This is a genomic window from Streptomyces sp. NPDC002889, from assembly GCF_042888425.1.
In the GTDB taxonomy this organism is placed as follows: domain Bacteria; phylum Actinomycetota; class Actinomycetes; order Streptomycetales; family Streptomycetaceae; genus Streptomyces.
Genome location: NZ_JBIAPT010000001.1, coordinates 463,079 through 476,479, shown reverse-complemented (window position 1 = coordinate 476,479; position 13,401 = coordinate 463,079). Strand labels below are relative to the sequence as shown.

11 protein-coding genes are annotated in these 13,401 nt (G+C 70.6%); 2 read left to right on the top strand and 9 right to left on the bottom strand.

All coding sequences use genetic code 11. From position 1 onward, the window contains the following. Window positions 1-67 precede the first annotated feature (67 nt). From ACFYWI_RS02130 to proS, 4 genes are all read right to left on the bottom strand, one after another. Window positions 68-307 (bottom strand): RNA-binding protein, encoded by a 240-nt coding sequence (locus ACFYWI_RS02130; protein ID WP_003980229.1) that lies wholly within the window; start codon window positions 305-307, stop codon window positions 68-70. A 2-nt stretch (window positions 308-309) separates the two neighbouring features. Then, entirely contained in the window at window positions 310-750 is a 441-nt protein-coding gene (rpsP, locus tag ACFYWI_RS02125; protein ID WP_389224044.1) for a 30S ribosomal protein S16, read from the bottom strand. 244 nt (window positions 751-994) lie between these two features. Continuing rightward, window positions 995-1,624 carry a hypothetical protein gene (locus ACFYWI_RS02120; protein WP_389224041.1) on the bottom strand — a complete coding sequence of 210 codons (630 nt, stop codon included), beginning with the start codon at window positions 1,622-1,624 and terminating at the stop codon, window positions 995-997. Between the two features lie 237 nt (window positions 1,625-1,861). Beyond that, window positions 1,862-3,274, bottom strand: a complete 1,413-nt coding sequence (proS, locus tag ACFYWI_RS02115) for a proline--tRNA ligase (protein WP_389224038.1) — start codon at window positions 3,272-3,274, stop codon at window positions 1,862-1,864. 210 nt (window positions 3,275-3,484) lie between these two features. Between proS and ACFYWI_RS02110 the strand changes: the two genes are divergently transcribed. Further along, complete coding sequence (locus ACFYWI_RS02110; RefSeq protein ID WP_389224035.1) at window positions 3,485-4,333, top strand: methyltransferase domain-containing protein; 849 nt, start codon at window positions 3,485-3,487, stop codon at window positions 4,331-4,333. 208 nt (window positions 4,334-4,541) lie between these two features. Here ACFYWI_RS02110 and ffh read toward each other — a convergent pair whose 3' ends face one another. The 5 genes from ffh to ACFYWI_RS02085 form a co-directional block, all read right to left on the bottom strand. Then, a complete protein-coding gene (gene ffh, locus ACFYWI_RS02105) occupies window positions 4,542-6,092 on the bottom strand; it encodes a signal recognition particle protein (RefSeq protein ID WP_389224032.1) in 1,551 nt (516 codons plus the stop codon). Window positions 6,093-6,325: 233 nt separating this feature from the next. Further along, complete coding sequence (locus ACFYWI_RS02100; RefSeq protein ID WP_389224029.1) at window positions 6,326-8,785, bottom strand: [protein-PII] uridylyltransferase; 2,460 nt, start codon at window positions 8,783-8,785, stop codon at window positions 6,326-6,328. A 25-nt stretch (window positions 8,786-8,810) separates the two neighbouring features. After that, window positions 8,811-9,149: a P-II family nitrogen regulator gene (locus tag ACFYWI_RS02095; RefSeq protein ID WP_328395966.1), complete on the bottom strand. Its 339-nt coding sequence runs from the start codon at window positions 9,147-9,149 to the stop codon at window positions 8,811-8,813. Next, on the bottom strand, window positions 9,146-10,504 hold the full coding sequence (locus tag ACFYWI_RS02090) for an ammonium transporter (RefSeq protein ID WP_389224026.1): 1,359 nt from the start codon (window positions 10,502-10,504) through the stop codon (window positions 9,146-9,148). The genes ACFYWI_RS02095 and ACFYWI_RS02090 overlap by 4 nt, the downstream gene beginning before the upstream one ends. Before the next feature lie 307 nt (window positions 10,505-10,811). Continuing rightward, a complete protein-coding gene (locus ACFYWI_RS02085) occupies window positions 10,812-12,287 on the bottom strand; it encodes a hypothetical protein (RefSeq protein ID WP_389224023.1) in 1,476 nt (491 codons plus the stop codon). Between the two features lie 428 nt (window positions 12,288-12,715). Between ACFYWI_RS02085 and ACFYWI_RS02080 the strand changes: the two genes are divergently transcribed. Further along, a complete protein-coding gene (locus ACFYWI_RS02080) occupies window positions 12,716-13,378 on the top strand; it encodes a bifunctional DNA primase/polymerase (RefSeq protein WP_389224020.1) in 663 nt (220 codons plus the stop codon). Window positions 13,379-13,401: the final 23 nt, after the last annotated feature.

The window sequence follows — 13,401 nt, the reverse complement described above, 5'->3', positions numbered from 1 at the left end:
CCCTCCCCGGCCCGAGCCGGTGCTGCGTGAATCCGGGGAACGTGCCCCCGGACTCCCGTTTGACGAATCAGCGAACCTGGTCCACGTCGACGAGGTCGACGCGGATACCACGGCCGCCGATGGCGCCCACGACGGTGCGCAGGGCGCGCGCGGTGCGGCCGTTGCGGCCGATCACCTTACCGAGATCGTCGGGGTGCACCCGGACCTCCAGCACGCGGCCTCGACGGAGAGTGCGCGAAGCTACCTGTACGTCGTCCGGGTTGTCGACGATGCCCTTCACGAGGTGCTCGAGAGCCTCCTCGAGCATGCTCAGGCCTCGGTCGACTCGGCGGGAGCGGCCTCGGCCTCGTCCGCCTTCTTGTCGGCCTTCTTCGCCTTCTGGGTGATGGCCTCACCCTTGGCGTCGTCACCCTCGAGGGCCTTGGCGAACGCGTCGAAGGAGGCGCGCTTGTCCTCCTTCGTCGCCGGCTGCAGCAGCGGCGCCGGGGCCGGGAGGCCCTTGTGCTTCTGCCAGTCACCGGTGAGCTTCAGGATGGCCATGACCGGCTCGGTCGGCTGCGCGCCGACGGACAGCCAGTACTGCGCACGCTCCGAGTCGACCTCGATGCGCGAGGGGTTGTACGTCGGGTGGTACAGACCGATCTCCTCGATGGCCCGGCCATCACGGCGGGTACGGGAGTCGGCGACGACGATGCGGTAGTGGGGCTGGCGAATCTTGCCGAGACGCTTCAGCTTGATCTTGACTGCCACGGGAGTGGTGTCTCCTGGTCTTGACGTGGTTGGGCACAACGAGATGCCACGTGGGGTTGCGGTACTCGGGTGCCCGATGGACGCGTCAGCCGGAGGCGAGAGGGTTCCTGTGCGGCTGTCGAGTACAGCTAGCTATTGTGCCACACACCTGTGGCGGGGCTTTCACCCGGCCGGGGCCGCATCGCCCCCGTGAGGGTCCCCCGCCGCCGGCAGGGGGCGGCCCGGCTCCGGCCGGATCCGGGAATCAGCTCGCCGCACCCACCACTTCCGGGATGCGGAACGGTTTGCCACAGCCGCCGCAGACGATCGGCGCCTGGGCAAGGACCGACGGAACGACTCTGACATTGCGGCCGCAGTCGCAGACGGCCTTGACCCGCACGCCGCCGCCCGATGAGCCGTGCCTGGCGGCCGGTCCGCGGAAGGTGCGCTTGGTGTCGGCCGCCGTCGCGACGGTGTGCGCCTTCAGGGCGCGCTGCAACCGCTCGATCGTGGGACGGTACCGCCGCTTCGCCTCGGGATTGAGGGCGACCAGCGAGAAGCCGCTGCTGGGGTGCGGCTCGTCCACGTGGTCCAGGCCCATCTCCTCCGCGATCGCAAGGAAGCGACGGTTGTGGTAGCGGCCGGCGCGCGAGGTGTCACGGACACCTCGGGCGGCGGCGATGCCGTGGACTGCTTCATGGAGCAGTCGCTCGAAAGAGAGCTCGGCGCCGCAAGCGGACGACGACTCTCCGATCAGGGACTCTGGCGCGGCAAGATCCGGCAGTTCAGGGTGGTGCCGCTGAATGTCGGCCCACGCCTGTGCCAGCTCTGCGGCGAGAACAGGTGGTGTCGTGCTCACGTCGTGACAACGAGCCGAGGTGCCCACGGGTTCCATTCCGGGCCATCCCAAATAATTTGCACGTACCAGTCAGTTGCCTTGATGTGGACCGACGAGGACGGCTGTGCAGATTTGCGCTGATCTGTGGAAAAGCCGCACAGACCACACCAAGGTGGTATTTAGTGTCGCGTGCGCCCCGGCGCGTGGACACCGTCCGCGCGCCGGGGCCGCAACCTCTCCTGCCCCCCCTGCGGGGGCGGGAACCTCGGCGCGGCGGCCGCCCGGGGCGAAGTTTCAGTAGGCGCGGGCCACGATCGCGACAGTACCGGGCGCGTCGTCGGCGTCGGGTACCGACCCGTCCTCGGCGACCAGGCAGCGCACCGAGACGGCCTGCTCGGCGAGCTCGGCCTCACCGTCCTGGCCCAGCGTCGACCACGGAATACGGGCCCAGCCGCCGGCGACCGCCGCCTCGGCGGCCTCCCGGACCGTGGTGACATCGCTGGTGCGCGCCTCGCGGCGTTCCCGTGACTGCCTGAGCAGCAGCGCCTGGCCCTCTTCGAGGATCTCAGGCAGGAGTCCGGCGAGCGACTCGATGCTCACCGGCTCCTTGCCCCCGGCGATGCGCCGGGCCAGCATCGCGGTGCCCGCCTCCAGATCGCGGGGGCCGATCTCGATCCGTACCGGAACACCCTTGAGCTCCCAGTCGACCGCCCGGCGGCCGAAGGGGGTGTCGACCCGGTCGTCGACCTGCACGCGCAGCCCCGCCCGCGTGAGTGTCTCGCCCAACTCCCTGACCTTGGCGACCGCTTCGTCGCCCTTGATGGCCATCACGACGACCTGCACGGCCGCGAGCCGGGGCGGGACCCGCAGCCCGTTGTCGTCGCCGTGCGACATGATCAGGCCGCCGACCATCCGGGTCGACACGCCCCAGGACGTCTGCCAGGCCAGCTCCTGCTTGCCGTCCCTGGACAGGTACGAGGTGTTGAAGGCCTTGGAGAAGTTGGTGCCGAGCTCGTGGCTCGTCCCCATCTGCAGGGCCTTGCCGTCGCCCATCATCGCTTCCAGGGTGAGGGTGTTGATGGCTCCGGCGAAGCGCTCCCTGGGCGTCTTGCGGCCGAGGACCACGTCGATGCCCAGCACGTTGACCATGAAGTCCGCGTACACCTCCTTGTGGATGTGCGCGGCATAGTCGCGGGCGTCCTCGTAGGTGGCGTGGGCCGTGTGGCCCTCCTGCCAGAGGAACTCCGTCGTCCGGAGGAAGATCCGCGGGCGCATCTCCCAACGGACCACGTTCGCCCACTGGTTGATCAGCAGCGGCAGATCCCGGTAACTCTGCACCCACTTCGAGAAGTAGTCGTTGATGATCGTCTCGGAGGTGGGCCGTACCACGACGGGCTCCTCGAGCTCCTTGCCGCCACCGTGAGTGACGACGGCGAGCTCGGGCGCGAAACCCTCGACGTGCTCAGCTTCCCGAGTCAGGTAAGACTGTGGGATGAAGAGCGGGAAGTAGGCGTTCTGAGCGCCCGCGGCCTTGATGCGGGCGTCCATCTCCTGCTGCATCCGCTCCCACAGGCCGTAGCCGTACGGTCGGATGACCATGGTGCCGCGCACCGGGCCGTTGTCCGCCAGTTCGGCCTTGTTGATCAGGTCCTGGTACCAGCGTGGGAAGTCCTCAGCCTGCGGGGTGAGAACGGGTGCCTTTGCCATGGCGCGCATCGTACGGCGACAGAGGACCGACATGTGAATCGTCCAGGCCGCCGGGGGCGCACGCCCCTGGTACAGAAGCAGTGGCGCACAACCCCTGGACGCGGGGACGCAGGCGCAGTTCTCTGGCATACGGGGGAGCGCGAGGCGTACGCACACGGGGGGCTGTCCTTCAGGGCACAACCGACCTCTCGGCGGATTGGGGCGCTTTCGATGACACCTACGCTCGTCCGGCACCGACCCCGCACGGCGCCGGCGGCCGAATCCTCGGCGCAGGCGTACGCGCGGGCCCGGGACTGGGCCGAGATCCAGGAACGCATGCTGGTACCGCTGTACGAGGCGGTGTACGAGCGCCTGGAGATCGACGCCGGAACCCGGCTGCTGGGCCTCGGCTGCGGCTCCGGGCTTGCGCTCGTCATCGCCGCGACCCGCGGGGCGCAGGTGACCGGCTTCGACACCGACCGCGCCCGCCTGGACCTGGCGCTGGAACGGATGGCTCAGGACGGGGCAGGCAACGCGCCGGCCCAGTTGTACGACGGCGACCTCCCGGCGGCCGGCGAACCCGGCCCCGGCCCGTACAACCTCATCACCGCCTTCCAGCCGATCGGGTGCAGCGCGGGCGATACCGAGGGGCTCACAGCGGCGCTGGCGGCGGCCGTCGGGCGATCGGAACGCGGCAGCGCCGTGGTGCTCACCGGCTGGGGCCCGCCGGAGCGGTGCGCCACCTCCGGTGTGCTGCGGGTGGCGGGAAGGCTCACCGAACGGCTGCGCGCGGCAGGCGGCTGGCGCCCCGCGGACCGGGACGACCTGGAGGACGTCGCGGCCAGGGCGGGACTCAAGCCGGACGGCTCGGGGCGGGTGGCCTGTCCCTTCGGCTACGCCGACCTCGACAGCGCGGTGCGCGGGCTGCTCTCGACGGGGCTGTACGACGCGGCGGTGCGGGAGACCGACGGGGAACAGGTCGAGAAGGAGATCGCCGAGGCGCTCCATCCATATCGGCGGCGCGACGGCACCGTGTGGATGCCCAACGTCTTCAGGTACCTGATCGCCCGCACACCCTGACCGTGGGCCCTCGCAGTCTCTGGCGGTTGGGCCCTCGCAGACCCTGGCGGCGCGGGTGACCTGTGCCGCCGAGCGGGCCGGCGTCCTGCGTCAGGGGCCGGAACCCCGTCCCTCGCCAGGTTCTCCCGGGCTCATCCGCACCGTGGGCCGCAGACGCGCAGGGGCCCGCGACCGAATCGGTCACGGGCCCCTGCGGCCGTCCCTGCGGTCAGCCCATGAACTTCTTGAACTCGTCGGGCAGTTCGAAGTCCTTGCCCGGCTCGCCGGCCGGCAGCCCCAGGGGGTTGCCCTGGGCGGCGGCCTCGCGGCGCGCCGCGGCAGCCTGCTCCTCGGCCCTGCGCTTCATCGGGTTGCCGCTCTTGCGCTTCCCCTTGGCCTGCTTGATCTGCTTCTTCTGGCGGCCGGGGCCGCCACCCATGCCCGGCATCCCGGGCATGCCCGGCATCCCGCCGCCCTGAGCCATCCTCGACATCATCTTGCGGGCCTCGAAGAAGCGCTCCACGAGGCTCTTCACGGCACTGACGTCCACGCCGGAGCCCTTGGCGACACGGGCACGGCGCGAGCCGTTGATGATCGTCGGGTCCTGGCGCTCGGCCGGGGTCATCGACTTGATGATCGCGGCCGTGCGGTCCACGTCGCGCTCGTCGATGTTGTTGATCTGGTCCTTGATCTGCCCCATGCCGGGCAGCATCCCGAGCAGTTTGGAGATGGAGCCCATCTTGCGGACCTGCTCCATCTGGGCCAGGAAGTCGTCGAGCGTGAAGTCCTTGCCCTTGCTGCTCGCCAGCTTTGAGGCCATCTTGGCGGCCTCTTCCTGGCTGAAGGTCTGCTCGGCCTTCTCGATCAGGGAGAGCATGTCGCCCATGCCGAGAATGCGGGACGCCATGCGGTCCGGGTGGAACGCGTCGAAGTCGTCCAGCTTCTCGCCGTTGGAGGCGAACATGATCTGCTTGCCGGTGACATGCGAGACCGACAGCGCGGCACCACCGCGGGCGTCGCCGTCCAGCTTGGACAGGACCACACCGTCGAAGCCGACGCCGTCGCGGAAGGCCTCGGCGGTGTTGACCGCGTCCTGACCGATCATCGCGTCGACGACGAAGAGGACCTCGTCGGGCGAGACCGCGTCACGGATGTCCGCGGCCTGCTGCATCATCTCCTGGTCGATACCCAGACGGCCGGCGGTGTCGACGACGACGATGTCGTACTGCTTGGTCCGCGCGTGCTCGATGGAGTCCTTGGCCACCTGGACCGGGTCGCCGACGCCGTTGCCCGGCTGCGGCGCGTAGACGCCGACACCCGCGCGCTCGGCGACGACGGCGAGCTGGTTGACGGCGTTGGGACGCTGGAGGTCGGCGGCGACGAGGAGCGGGGAGTGTCCCTGGCTCTTGAGCCAGAGACCGAGCTTTCCGGCGAGGGTGGTCTTACCGGCACCCTGCAGACCCGCGAGCATGATCACGGTCGGCGCGGTCTTGGCGAACCGCAGCCGGCGGGTCTCGCCGCCGAGGATGCCGATGAGCTCCTCGTTGACGATCTTGATGACCTGCTGGGCCGGATTCAGCGCCTGGGAGACCTCGGCGCCGGACGCACGCTCCTTGATCTGCTTGATGAACGCCCGTACGACAGGAAGGGCGACGTCGGCCTCGAGCAGTGCGATACGGATCTCGCGCGCGGTGGCGTCAATGTCCGCCTCGGACAGGCGCCCCTTGCCGCGCAGGGCTTTGAAGGTATTCGCCAAGCGGTCGGAGAGAGTGTCGAACACAGCGCTCGTCGGTCCTTGGGGTCGGGGGCGTGGGTCGCCCACCAGGGTATCCGGCCTTACAACATAATTGCCCTCGCCCGCCGGATGCGAAGGACAAGGGCGGGCCCCACAGTGGCGCGGAGCAGGTCGGACACACTCTCCGGCCGGCTTGCGGCGGCCGGTATCACCCCCCGCAGGCGCGGGGAGCACGCCGTGCTCGACGAACATTTGTGCAACTGGTCACGGTCGCACCGTCACCGCAGTGCGTCCTCCAGCACCCTCGCCACAGCCGCCGCCTCGGCCTGCGACAGCGGAGCGCCCGCCAGGTCCGTGACGTACACCGTGTCCACCGCGTTCGAACCCAGTGTCGAGACATGCGCGCTCCGGACCCGGACCCTGGCGCCCTCCAGGGCACGGCCGATGCGGTGCAGCAGACCCGGCGCGTCCTGGGCGCGGACCTCGATCACCGTGGCCAGGTTCGAACCGGCAGCGGCAACGGTGACCCGCGGCGGCGGGGCCTGGACGCCGCGCCGGCGCGGGTACGCCGCCTCGCGCTCGGCGAGCCTGGCCGGGATGTTCAGCGAGCCGTCCAGGGCGCGTACGAGGTCGGCGCGCAACCGGGCCGCCTGGGGAAGGGAGCCGTATTCGGCCGCGACCCGCCAGTTCAGTACGAGCACCTGGCCGGGCCCGACCTCGCTCGGCAGCTCGACGGCACGCAGGTCGGCGGCGCGGACGGTGAGGCGGTGCAGGGCGAGCACGCCCGCCGCGGCGGGCAGTACACCAGGCTGGTCGGGCAGGGCGATCAGCAGCTCCACGCCGACCGGCTCCCGTTCGGGAGCGGGGTCCTCGCCCGCGAGCGGTTCGGTGTGGGCGTGCAGCGCGAGAACCGGCTCGCCGGAACGCAGCGCCTCGATGGCGGCCCGTTCCTGTTCGGCGCTGGGCGCGGCGGGCTCCGGCTCGGCGAGGTCGTCCCCGGCGAGGACGGCCGCCGCACGTTTCACCAGGTCGGCGACGAGTGAACCGCGCCAGGAGGACCAGGCCGCGGGGCCGGTGGCGAGCGCGTCGGCCTCGGTGAGGGCGTGCAACAGCTCGAGCGTGCCCACCGATCCGACGACGGAGGCGACGGAGGCGACGGTCGCGGGGTCGTCCAGATCGCGCCGGGTCGCCGTCTCGACGAGCAGCAGATGGTGGCGTACGAGGGTGGCGATGACATCCACGTCGGAGCGGTCGAAGCCGATGCGGACGGCGACGTCGCGGGCGATGGTCTCGCCGGCCACGGAGTGGTCGCCGGGCCAGCCCTTGCCGATGTCGTGCAGCAGCGCGGCGACCAGCAGCAGGTCGGGCCTGCCGACGCGGCGGGTGAACGCGGACGCCTCGACGGCCGTCTCGACGAGGTGCCGGTCGACGGTCCAGGTGTGGACGGCGTTGCGCTGCGGCCGGCACCGTACCCGCTCCCAGTCGGGGATCAGCCGGGTGATCAGGCCTTCGGCCTCCAGTGCCTCCCAGACGGCGACGGCCGGCTCTCCCGCGCCGAGCAGGGTGACGAGCTCCTCACGGGCTTCGGCGGGCCAGGGCACGGGCAGCGGTTTGGTGGCGGCGGCCAGGCGGCGTACGGCGTGGAGGGAGATCGGCAGCCCGGACTGGGCCGCGGCGGCCGCGGCACGCAGCGGGAGCACGGCATCGCGTTCGGGGCGTGCGGTGCGGGCGAGCACCACTTCGCCGTCCTGCTCGACGACGCCTTCGGCGAGCGGGGTGCGTTCGGGCTGCGAGGAACGGCCGCCGCTGAGCATCGCCCGCAGCCGGGGCCGTACCGCCCGCGACCGAAGGACGCGGTTCACCTCGCGCCAGGTGACGTCGGTTGCATACGAGACGGTACGGGCCGCCTCGTAGACCTGGCGCAGCAGCGCGTCGGCGTCCAGCAGGCCGAGCTCGGCGGCCACCTGGTCCTGTTCCTGGAGGGCGAGCCGGTCGGTGGCGCGTCCGGTGCTCAAGTGCAGTGCGTCGCGCACGTCGAGCAGGGTGCGACGGGCTTGGGCGAGTCCTTCGCGGGGTGCGTCGGCGAGCCAGGAAGCGGCGACGGCACGCAGTGCGGTGGCGTCCCGCAGTCCCCCGCGGGCCTCCTTCAGGTCGGGTTCCAGCAGGAACTGCAATTCACCCTGGCGCTCGGCCCGTTCGCGGCACAGCTCGTCGAGTTCGGGCAGTCGCTTGGGCGCCTGGTTGCGCCAGTCGGCGAGCACGGCGGTGCGCAGGGCGGCGACCAGCCCGAGGTCTCCGGCGACCGGCCGGGCGTCGAGCAGCCCGAGCTGCACCTTGAGGTCCTCGCCCGCGGTACGGCGGGCCTCCGCGGGGGTGCGTACGGAGTGGTCGAGGGCGAGCCCGAGGTCCCAGACGGGGTACCAGATCCGGTCCGCGAGGGTGGCGATCGCGCGGGGATCCGCGCTGCCGTCGTGCAGCAGCAGGAGATCGAGGTCGCTGCGTGGCGAGAGCTCGCCGCGGCCGTAGCCGCCGACGGCGACGAGGGCGGCTCCCCGCACCCCGGCCGCCTTCGCGGCGGCGGTGAACAGCGCGGACAGCCATGCGTCGGTCAGCCCGGCCAGCGCTGCACGGCGCGGCGGCCCGGACTGCGCCTTCTCGGTGAGAAGGCGCAGCCGGGCCGCCGCGTAGCCGCTGGGTCCCGAGTCTTCCGCTTCGGTGGTCACTTCGAGGCTCGTCACCCAGGACTCCAGTTCTGTTGTGCGCTCAGAGAGCGTCGGGGCCGCGCTCGCCGGTCCGTACCCGTACGGCGGTCTCGACCGGAACGCTCCAGACCTTTCCGTCACCGATCTTGCCGGTACGGGCGGCCTTGACGATCACGTCGACGAGCTGCTCGGCGTCGTCGTCCTCGACCAGTACCTCGATACGGATCTTGGGGACGAGGTCCACGGTGTACTCGGCGCCCCGGTAGACCTCGGTGTGGCCCCGCTGCCGGCCGTAGCCGCTGGCCTCCGTGACCGTGAGCCCCTGGACGCCGAAGGCCTGCAGGGCCTCCTTGATCTCGTCCAGCCGGTGCGGCTTCACGACTGCGGTGATGAGCTTCATGCGTCCACCTTCTTGTTCTGTGCTGCCCCTGCCACGGTGTCGCCCGGCGCGGGTACGGCCTTGCGGGAGCCGGCACCGCCGCCGGCGCCGCTGAAGTCGTACGCGGTCTCGGCGTGCTCGACCTGGTCGATACCCGTGACCTCGTCGTCCTCGTCCACCCGCATGCCGATCGTCTTGTCGAGGACGAAGGCGAGGAGCGCCGAGACCACCAGAGAGTAGGCCAGGACCGAGAAGACACCGATGGCCTGCTTGGTGAGCTGGTCGAAGCCGCCGCCGTAGAGGAGTCCCTTGACGTCGGACTGGACACCGCCGGTGGCGAAGAAGCCGACCAGCAGCGAGCCGACGACACCGCCGACGAGGTGGACACCGACGACATCGAGGGAGTCGTCGTAGCCGAACTTGAACTTGAGGCCGACGGCCATGGCGCACAGCACACCGGCGATGGCGCCGACCGCGATGGCGCCGAGCGGGGAGACAGCGCCACCCGACGGGGTGATGGCGACCAGGCCGGCGACCGCGCCGGAGGCGGCACCGAGCGTGGTGAAGGCGCCGTGGCGGATCTTCTCGTAGATGAGCCAGGCGAGCATCGCGGCGGCCGTGGCGACCTGGGTGTTGACGAACATCACCGCGCCGACGCCGTCGTCGTTGCCGAGCCAGGAGCCCGCGTTGAAGCCGAACCAGCCGAACCAGAGCAGACCGGCGCCGAGCATGACCAGCGGGAGGCTGTGCGGGCGCATCGGGTCCCTCTTGAAGCCGATGCGCTTGCCGATCACGAGGATCACACCGAGGGCCGCGGCACCGGCGTTGATGTGGACCGCAGTACCGCCGGCGAAGTCGATGACGCCCAGCTCGAAGAGCCAGCCGCCCGCGCCCCACACCCAGTGCGCGACCGGGAAGTAGACGACGGTGACCCACAGCGCGATGAACACCGCCCAGGCGGTGAACTTCACGCGGTCCGCGAGGGCACCGCTGATCAGCGCGGGCGTGATGATCGCGAACATCAGCTGGAAGACGGCGAAGACATAGACGGGGATCGTGTACCCGTCCCACAGCTCGGTGAGACCGATGCCGCTGAGGCCGACATAGTCGGCGCTCCACCCGATGATCGAGCCGGTGTCGGTGCCGAAGGCGAGGCTGAAGCCGTACAGCACCCAGAGGATGGTGACGATTCCGAGGCTGATGAAACTCATCATCAGCATGTTCAGGGTGCTCTTGACTCGGACCATGCCTCCGTAGAAGAAGGCCAGGCCCGGTGTCATGAGCATCACCAGGGCGGAGCAGATGAGCATGAAGCCGGTGTTGGCGGCAGACAGCGTCGGTGTGTCTGCGGCAAGCGTCGAGATGCCTGGGGGCATTGGCGTCTCCTCGTCGTCGGTGCGGCCGCGTGCGGGCGGAGCCTGAGCGGTATGGGCGGGCCGGTTATGCGCCATGAGGTTGGCGCAGCGCGGTTTCCGCGAATGCCGCACGATGTTTCGCGGCGGTGACGAAGAGGTCCGGCGTGTTACGTCGCCATGAACGGGATGATCGTCCGCCGGACGGGCCGTATCCTCTGCCCCATCGCGGACCGGCCGCGGCACTCACCCGGATGACCTGGCAGGGGGAGCCGAGTCGGGCTGTTCGGGGTGAGTGTCGCGGCCGGGGTTCTCAGGGCGCGCCGCCGGGTCAGACCGCCTCGGCGGTCTCCGGCAGCTGAGCTGTGAGCTGGTCGGTGAAATGGGCGACTTCGGGGACGTCACCGAAGTCCCTGGCGATGGTGTCGACGGTCTTGCGCAGCCGGGTGTTGACCCGCTCGGAACGGACCCGCTTGGCGATGGACAGCGCCTGCCCGGCCAGCACGGTGGACTGCTCGGGCTCCCTCTTCAGCAGGTGCACCGTGGCCATGCCGATGAGGTTCAGTGCGTACGACCGCTGGTGCTCCTTGTCGTCGTGGAAGAGCTCCACGGCGCGCTCCATGACCGGCTCGGCGAGCGAGGCGTAGGTGGGGCTGCGGCCCGCGACATAGGCCAGGTCGCGGTAGGAGTGGGCGTTCTCGCCGTTGAGCTCGGCCTCGGAGAAGAAGCGGATCCAGTCGGGCTCGGGCTCGCCGTCGAGACCGGCGTCGGCGAAGGTGTCCTCGGCCATACGGACGGCCCGCTTGCACTTGCTGGGCTGGCCGATGCCGGCGTACGCACGGGCCTCCATCGCATACAGCATCGCCTGGGTGCGCGGGGTGGCGCAGTCACGGCTGCCGTACTGCGCGAGGTGGATGAGCTCCAGGGCGTCGTCGGGGCGGCCGAGGTGGATCATCTGGCGGCTCATCGAGGACAGGATGTACGAGCCGAGCGGTTTGTCGCCGGCTTCCTTTGAGGCGTGCAGGGCCAGGACGAAGTACTTCTGCGCGGTGGGCTGCAGGCCGACGTCGTAGCTCATCCAGCCGGCGAGCTCGGCCAGCTCGGCGGCGCACTTGAACAGCCTCCGCTCGGTGGCCGCCGGCTGCGGCTCCTGGAGCAGGTCGGTCACCTCGTGCAGCTGGCCGACCACTGCCTTGCGGCGCAGGCCGCCACCGCACTGGGCGTCCCACTGGCGGAACATGGCGGTGGTGGACTCCAGCAGGTCCAGCTCGGGCTTGGACAGCCGGGACGCACGGCGCTGGACGAGGGGCAGCTCCTCGTGTCCCGGGTCGGTCACCGGCGTGGGCACAAGCCAGCGCTGCATCGGCTCGACGAGGGCAGGTCCCGCGGCCAGCGCCAGCGAGGTCCCCAGGAAGCCGCGCCGCGCCAGCATCAGATCGCTGCGCGAGAACTCGCTGAGCAGGCTGACGGTCTGCGGACCCGCCCAGGGCAGGTCGACCCCGGACACCGACGGTGACTGGTGCGCGGACCGCAGTCCGAGGTCCTCGATGGCGACGACGCTGCCGAACCGCTCGGAGAAGAGCTCGGACAGGATGCGCGGGATCGGCTCGCGCGGCTGCTCGCCGTCCAGCCAGCGGCGCACCCGGGAGGTGTCCGTGCTGATGTGGTGTGCGCCCATCTGACGTGCCCTGCGGTTCACTTGGCGCGCGAGCTCGCCCTTGGACCAGCCGCTGCGCACGAACCACGAGCTCAACTGCTCGTTCGGGCGCTTGCCGGTGTTCGTACCGTCTGCGCCGCTGCCGCCCACTGGAACGCCTCCATCCACCGAAGCCTCGTTGCCTCGAACCCTTACCAGAATGCCGTGAGTTGCAACCGTCCGTGGCCATGTTCCGCCCGTCGAACAGGAAACCGAGTTGCCTCCGGCATACCCAGAAGTGCACAGAACCCCAGAGCCCGTGCACTGAAAGTAATCCTACGATCACCCCTCCAGCGAGGGCGATTCCACAATCGCCACCATTCGCCACCCCTTCGAATGAACTCGCCTGCCTCCAGGCGCGATTCACTTGACACAGGACGATCAGGAATCGGCGGAGCGGTGCACATGCGGGCGCGCGCCATGGCTCCCACTCCCCCGCTCGCCACCGCGCGCCGCCGTCACCCGGAACGGGCACGACGGAGCGTCACGGCGAAACTCCGGGTCGTAACCACCGGCGCGTTGGACCCGTTGGAGGGGGCATGGGCTTCACGATCGGCGGCACCCGGGGCATCCATCAGATCCGGTCCGGCTCCCGGCGCCGCGGGCGCACGACGGAGGCCACCGCGGTGGCCGAGTACACCGGCCTGTGGGGCTGGTCCGTGGTCCCCGGCGCGCGCGCCGCCGCGGGCCGGTGCTCCTGCGGCGATGCGGGATGCGGGTCCCCGGGCGCGCATCCACTGGACTTCGCGCTGGAGGTCCCCGCCGGCGCCACACTCGACGATGTGACCAAGGCATGGGCGGACGTGCCCGGCGCGGCTCTCCTCCTGCCCGCCGGGCGCACGTTCGACATCCTCGACGTCGCGGCCTTCGCGGGGCGCCGTGCGCTGGTGCGGATGGAGCGCATGGGCCTGCCGATCGGCCCCGTCTCACTCACCCCGGACGGCCGGTGCCAGTTCTTCGTGGCGCCGGGCGCCGCGGCCGAGCTGCCGCAGCTGCTCTACCGGATGGGATGGGACGACGCGGATCTGGACCTGCACTGCCTCGGCCCGGGCGACCACATCACCGCTCCGCCGTCGGACCGTGGGGGACTCGGCCCCGTGCAGTGGCTGCGCGCCCCGTCGCTGGACACGGCCGCGGCCCCGCCGCAGGCCCGGCTGCTGCTGGGCACGCTGGCGTACATCTGCCACCGCTCCCATTCCTGAGGGTCGCTGCCCGTTCCTGAGGT

Bases quoted from the DNA above. Each gene is read 5' to 3' on its own strand.
- ACFYWI_RS02120 (WP_389224041.1), bottom strand. From the start codon at position 1,624: ATGGAACCCGTGGGCACCTCGGCTCGTTGTCACGACGTGAGCACGACA.
- ACFYWI_RS02095 (WP_328395966.1), bottom strand. From the start codon at position 9,149: ATGAAGCTCATCACCGCAGTCGTGAAGCCGCACCGGCTGGACGAGATC.
- ACFYWI_RS02110 (WP_389224035.1), top strand. From the start codon at position 3,485: ATGACACCTACGCTCGTCCGGCACCGACCCCGCACGGCGCCGGCGGCC.
- ACFYWI_RS02130 (WP_003980229.1), bottom strand. From the start codon at position 307: ATGCTCGAGGAGGCTCTCGAGCACCTCGTGAAGGGCATCGTCGACAAC.
- ACFYWI_RS02090 (WP_389224026.1), bottom strand. From the start codon at position 10,504: ATGCCCCCAGGCATCTCGACGCTTGCCGCAGACACACCGACGCTGTCT.
- ACFYWI_RS02080 (WP_389224020.1), top strand. From the start codon at position 12,716: ATGGGCTTCACGATCGGCGGCACCCGGGGCATCCATCAGATCCGGTCC.
- proS (WP_389224038.1), bottom strand. From the start codon at position 3,274: ATGGCAAAGGCACCCGTTCTCACCCCGCAGGCTGAGGACTTCCCACGC.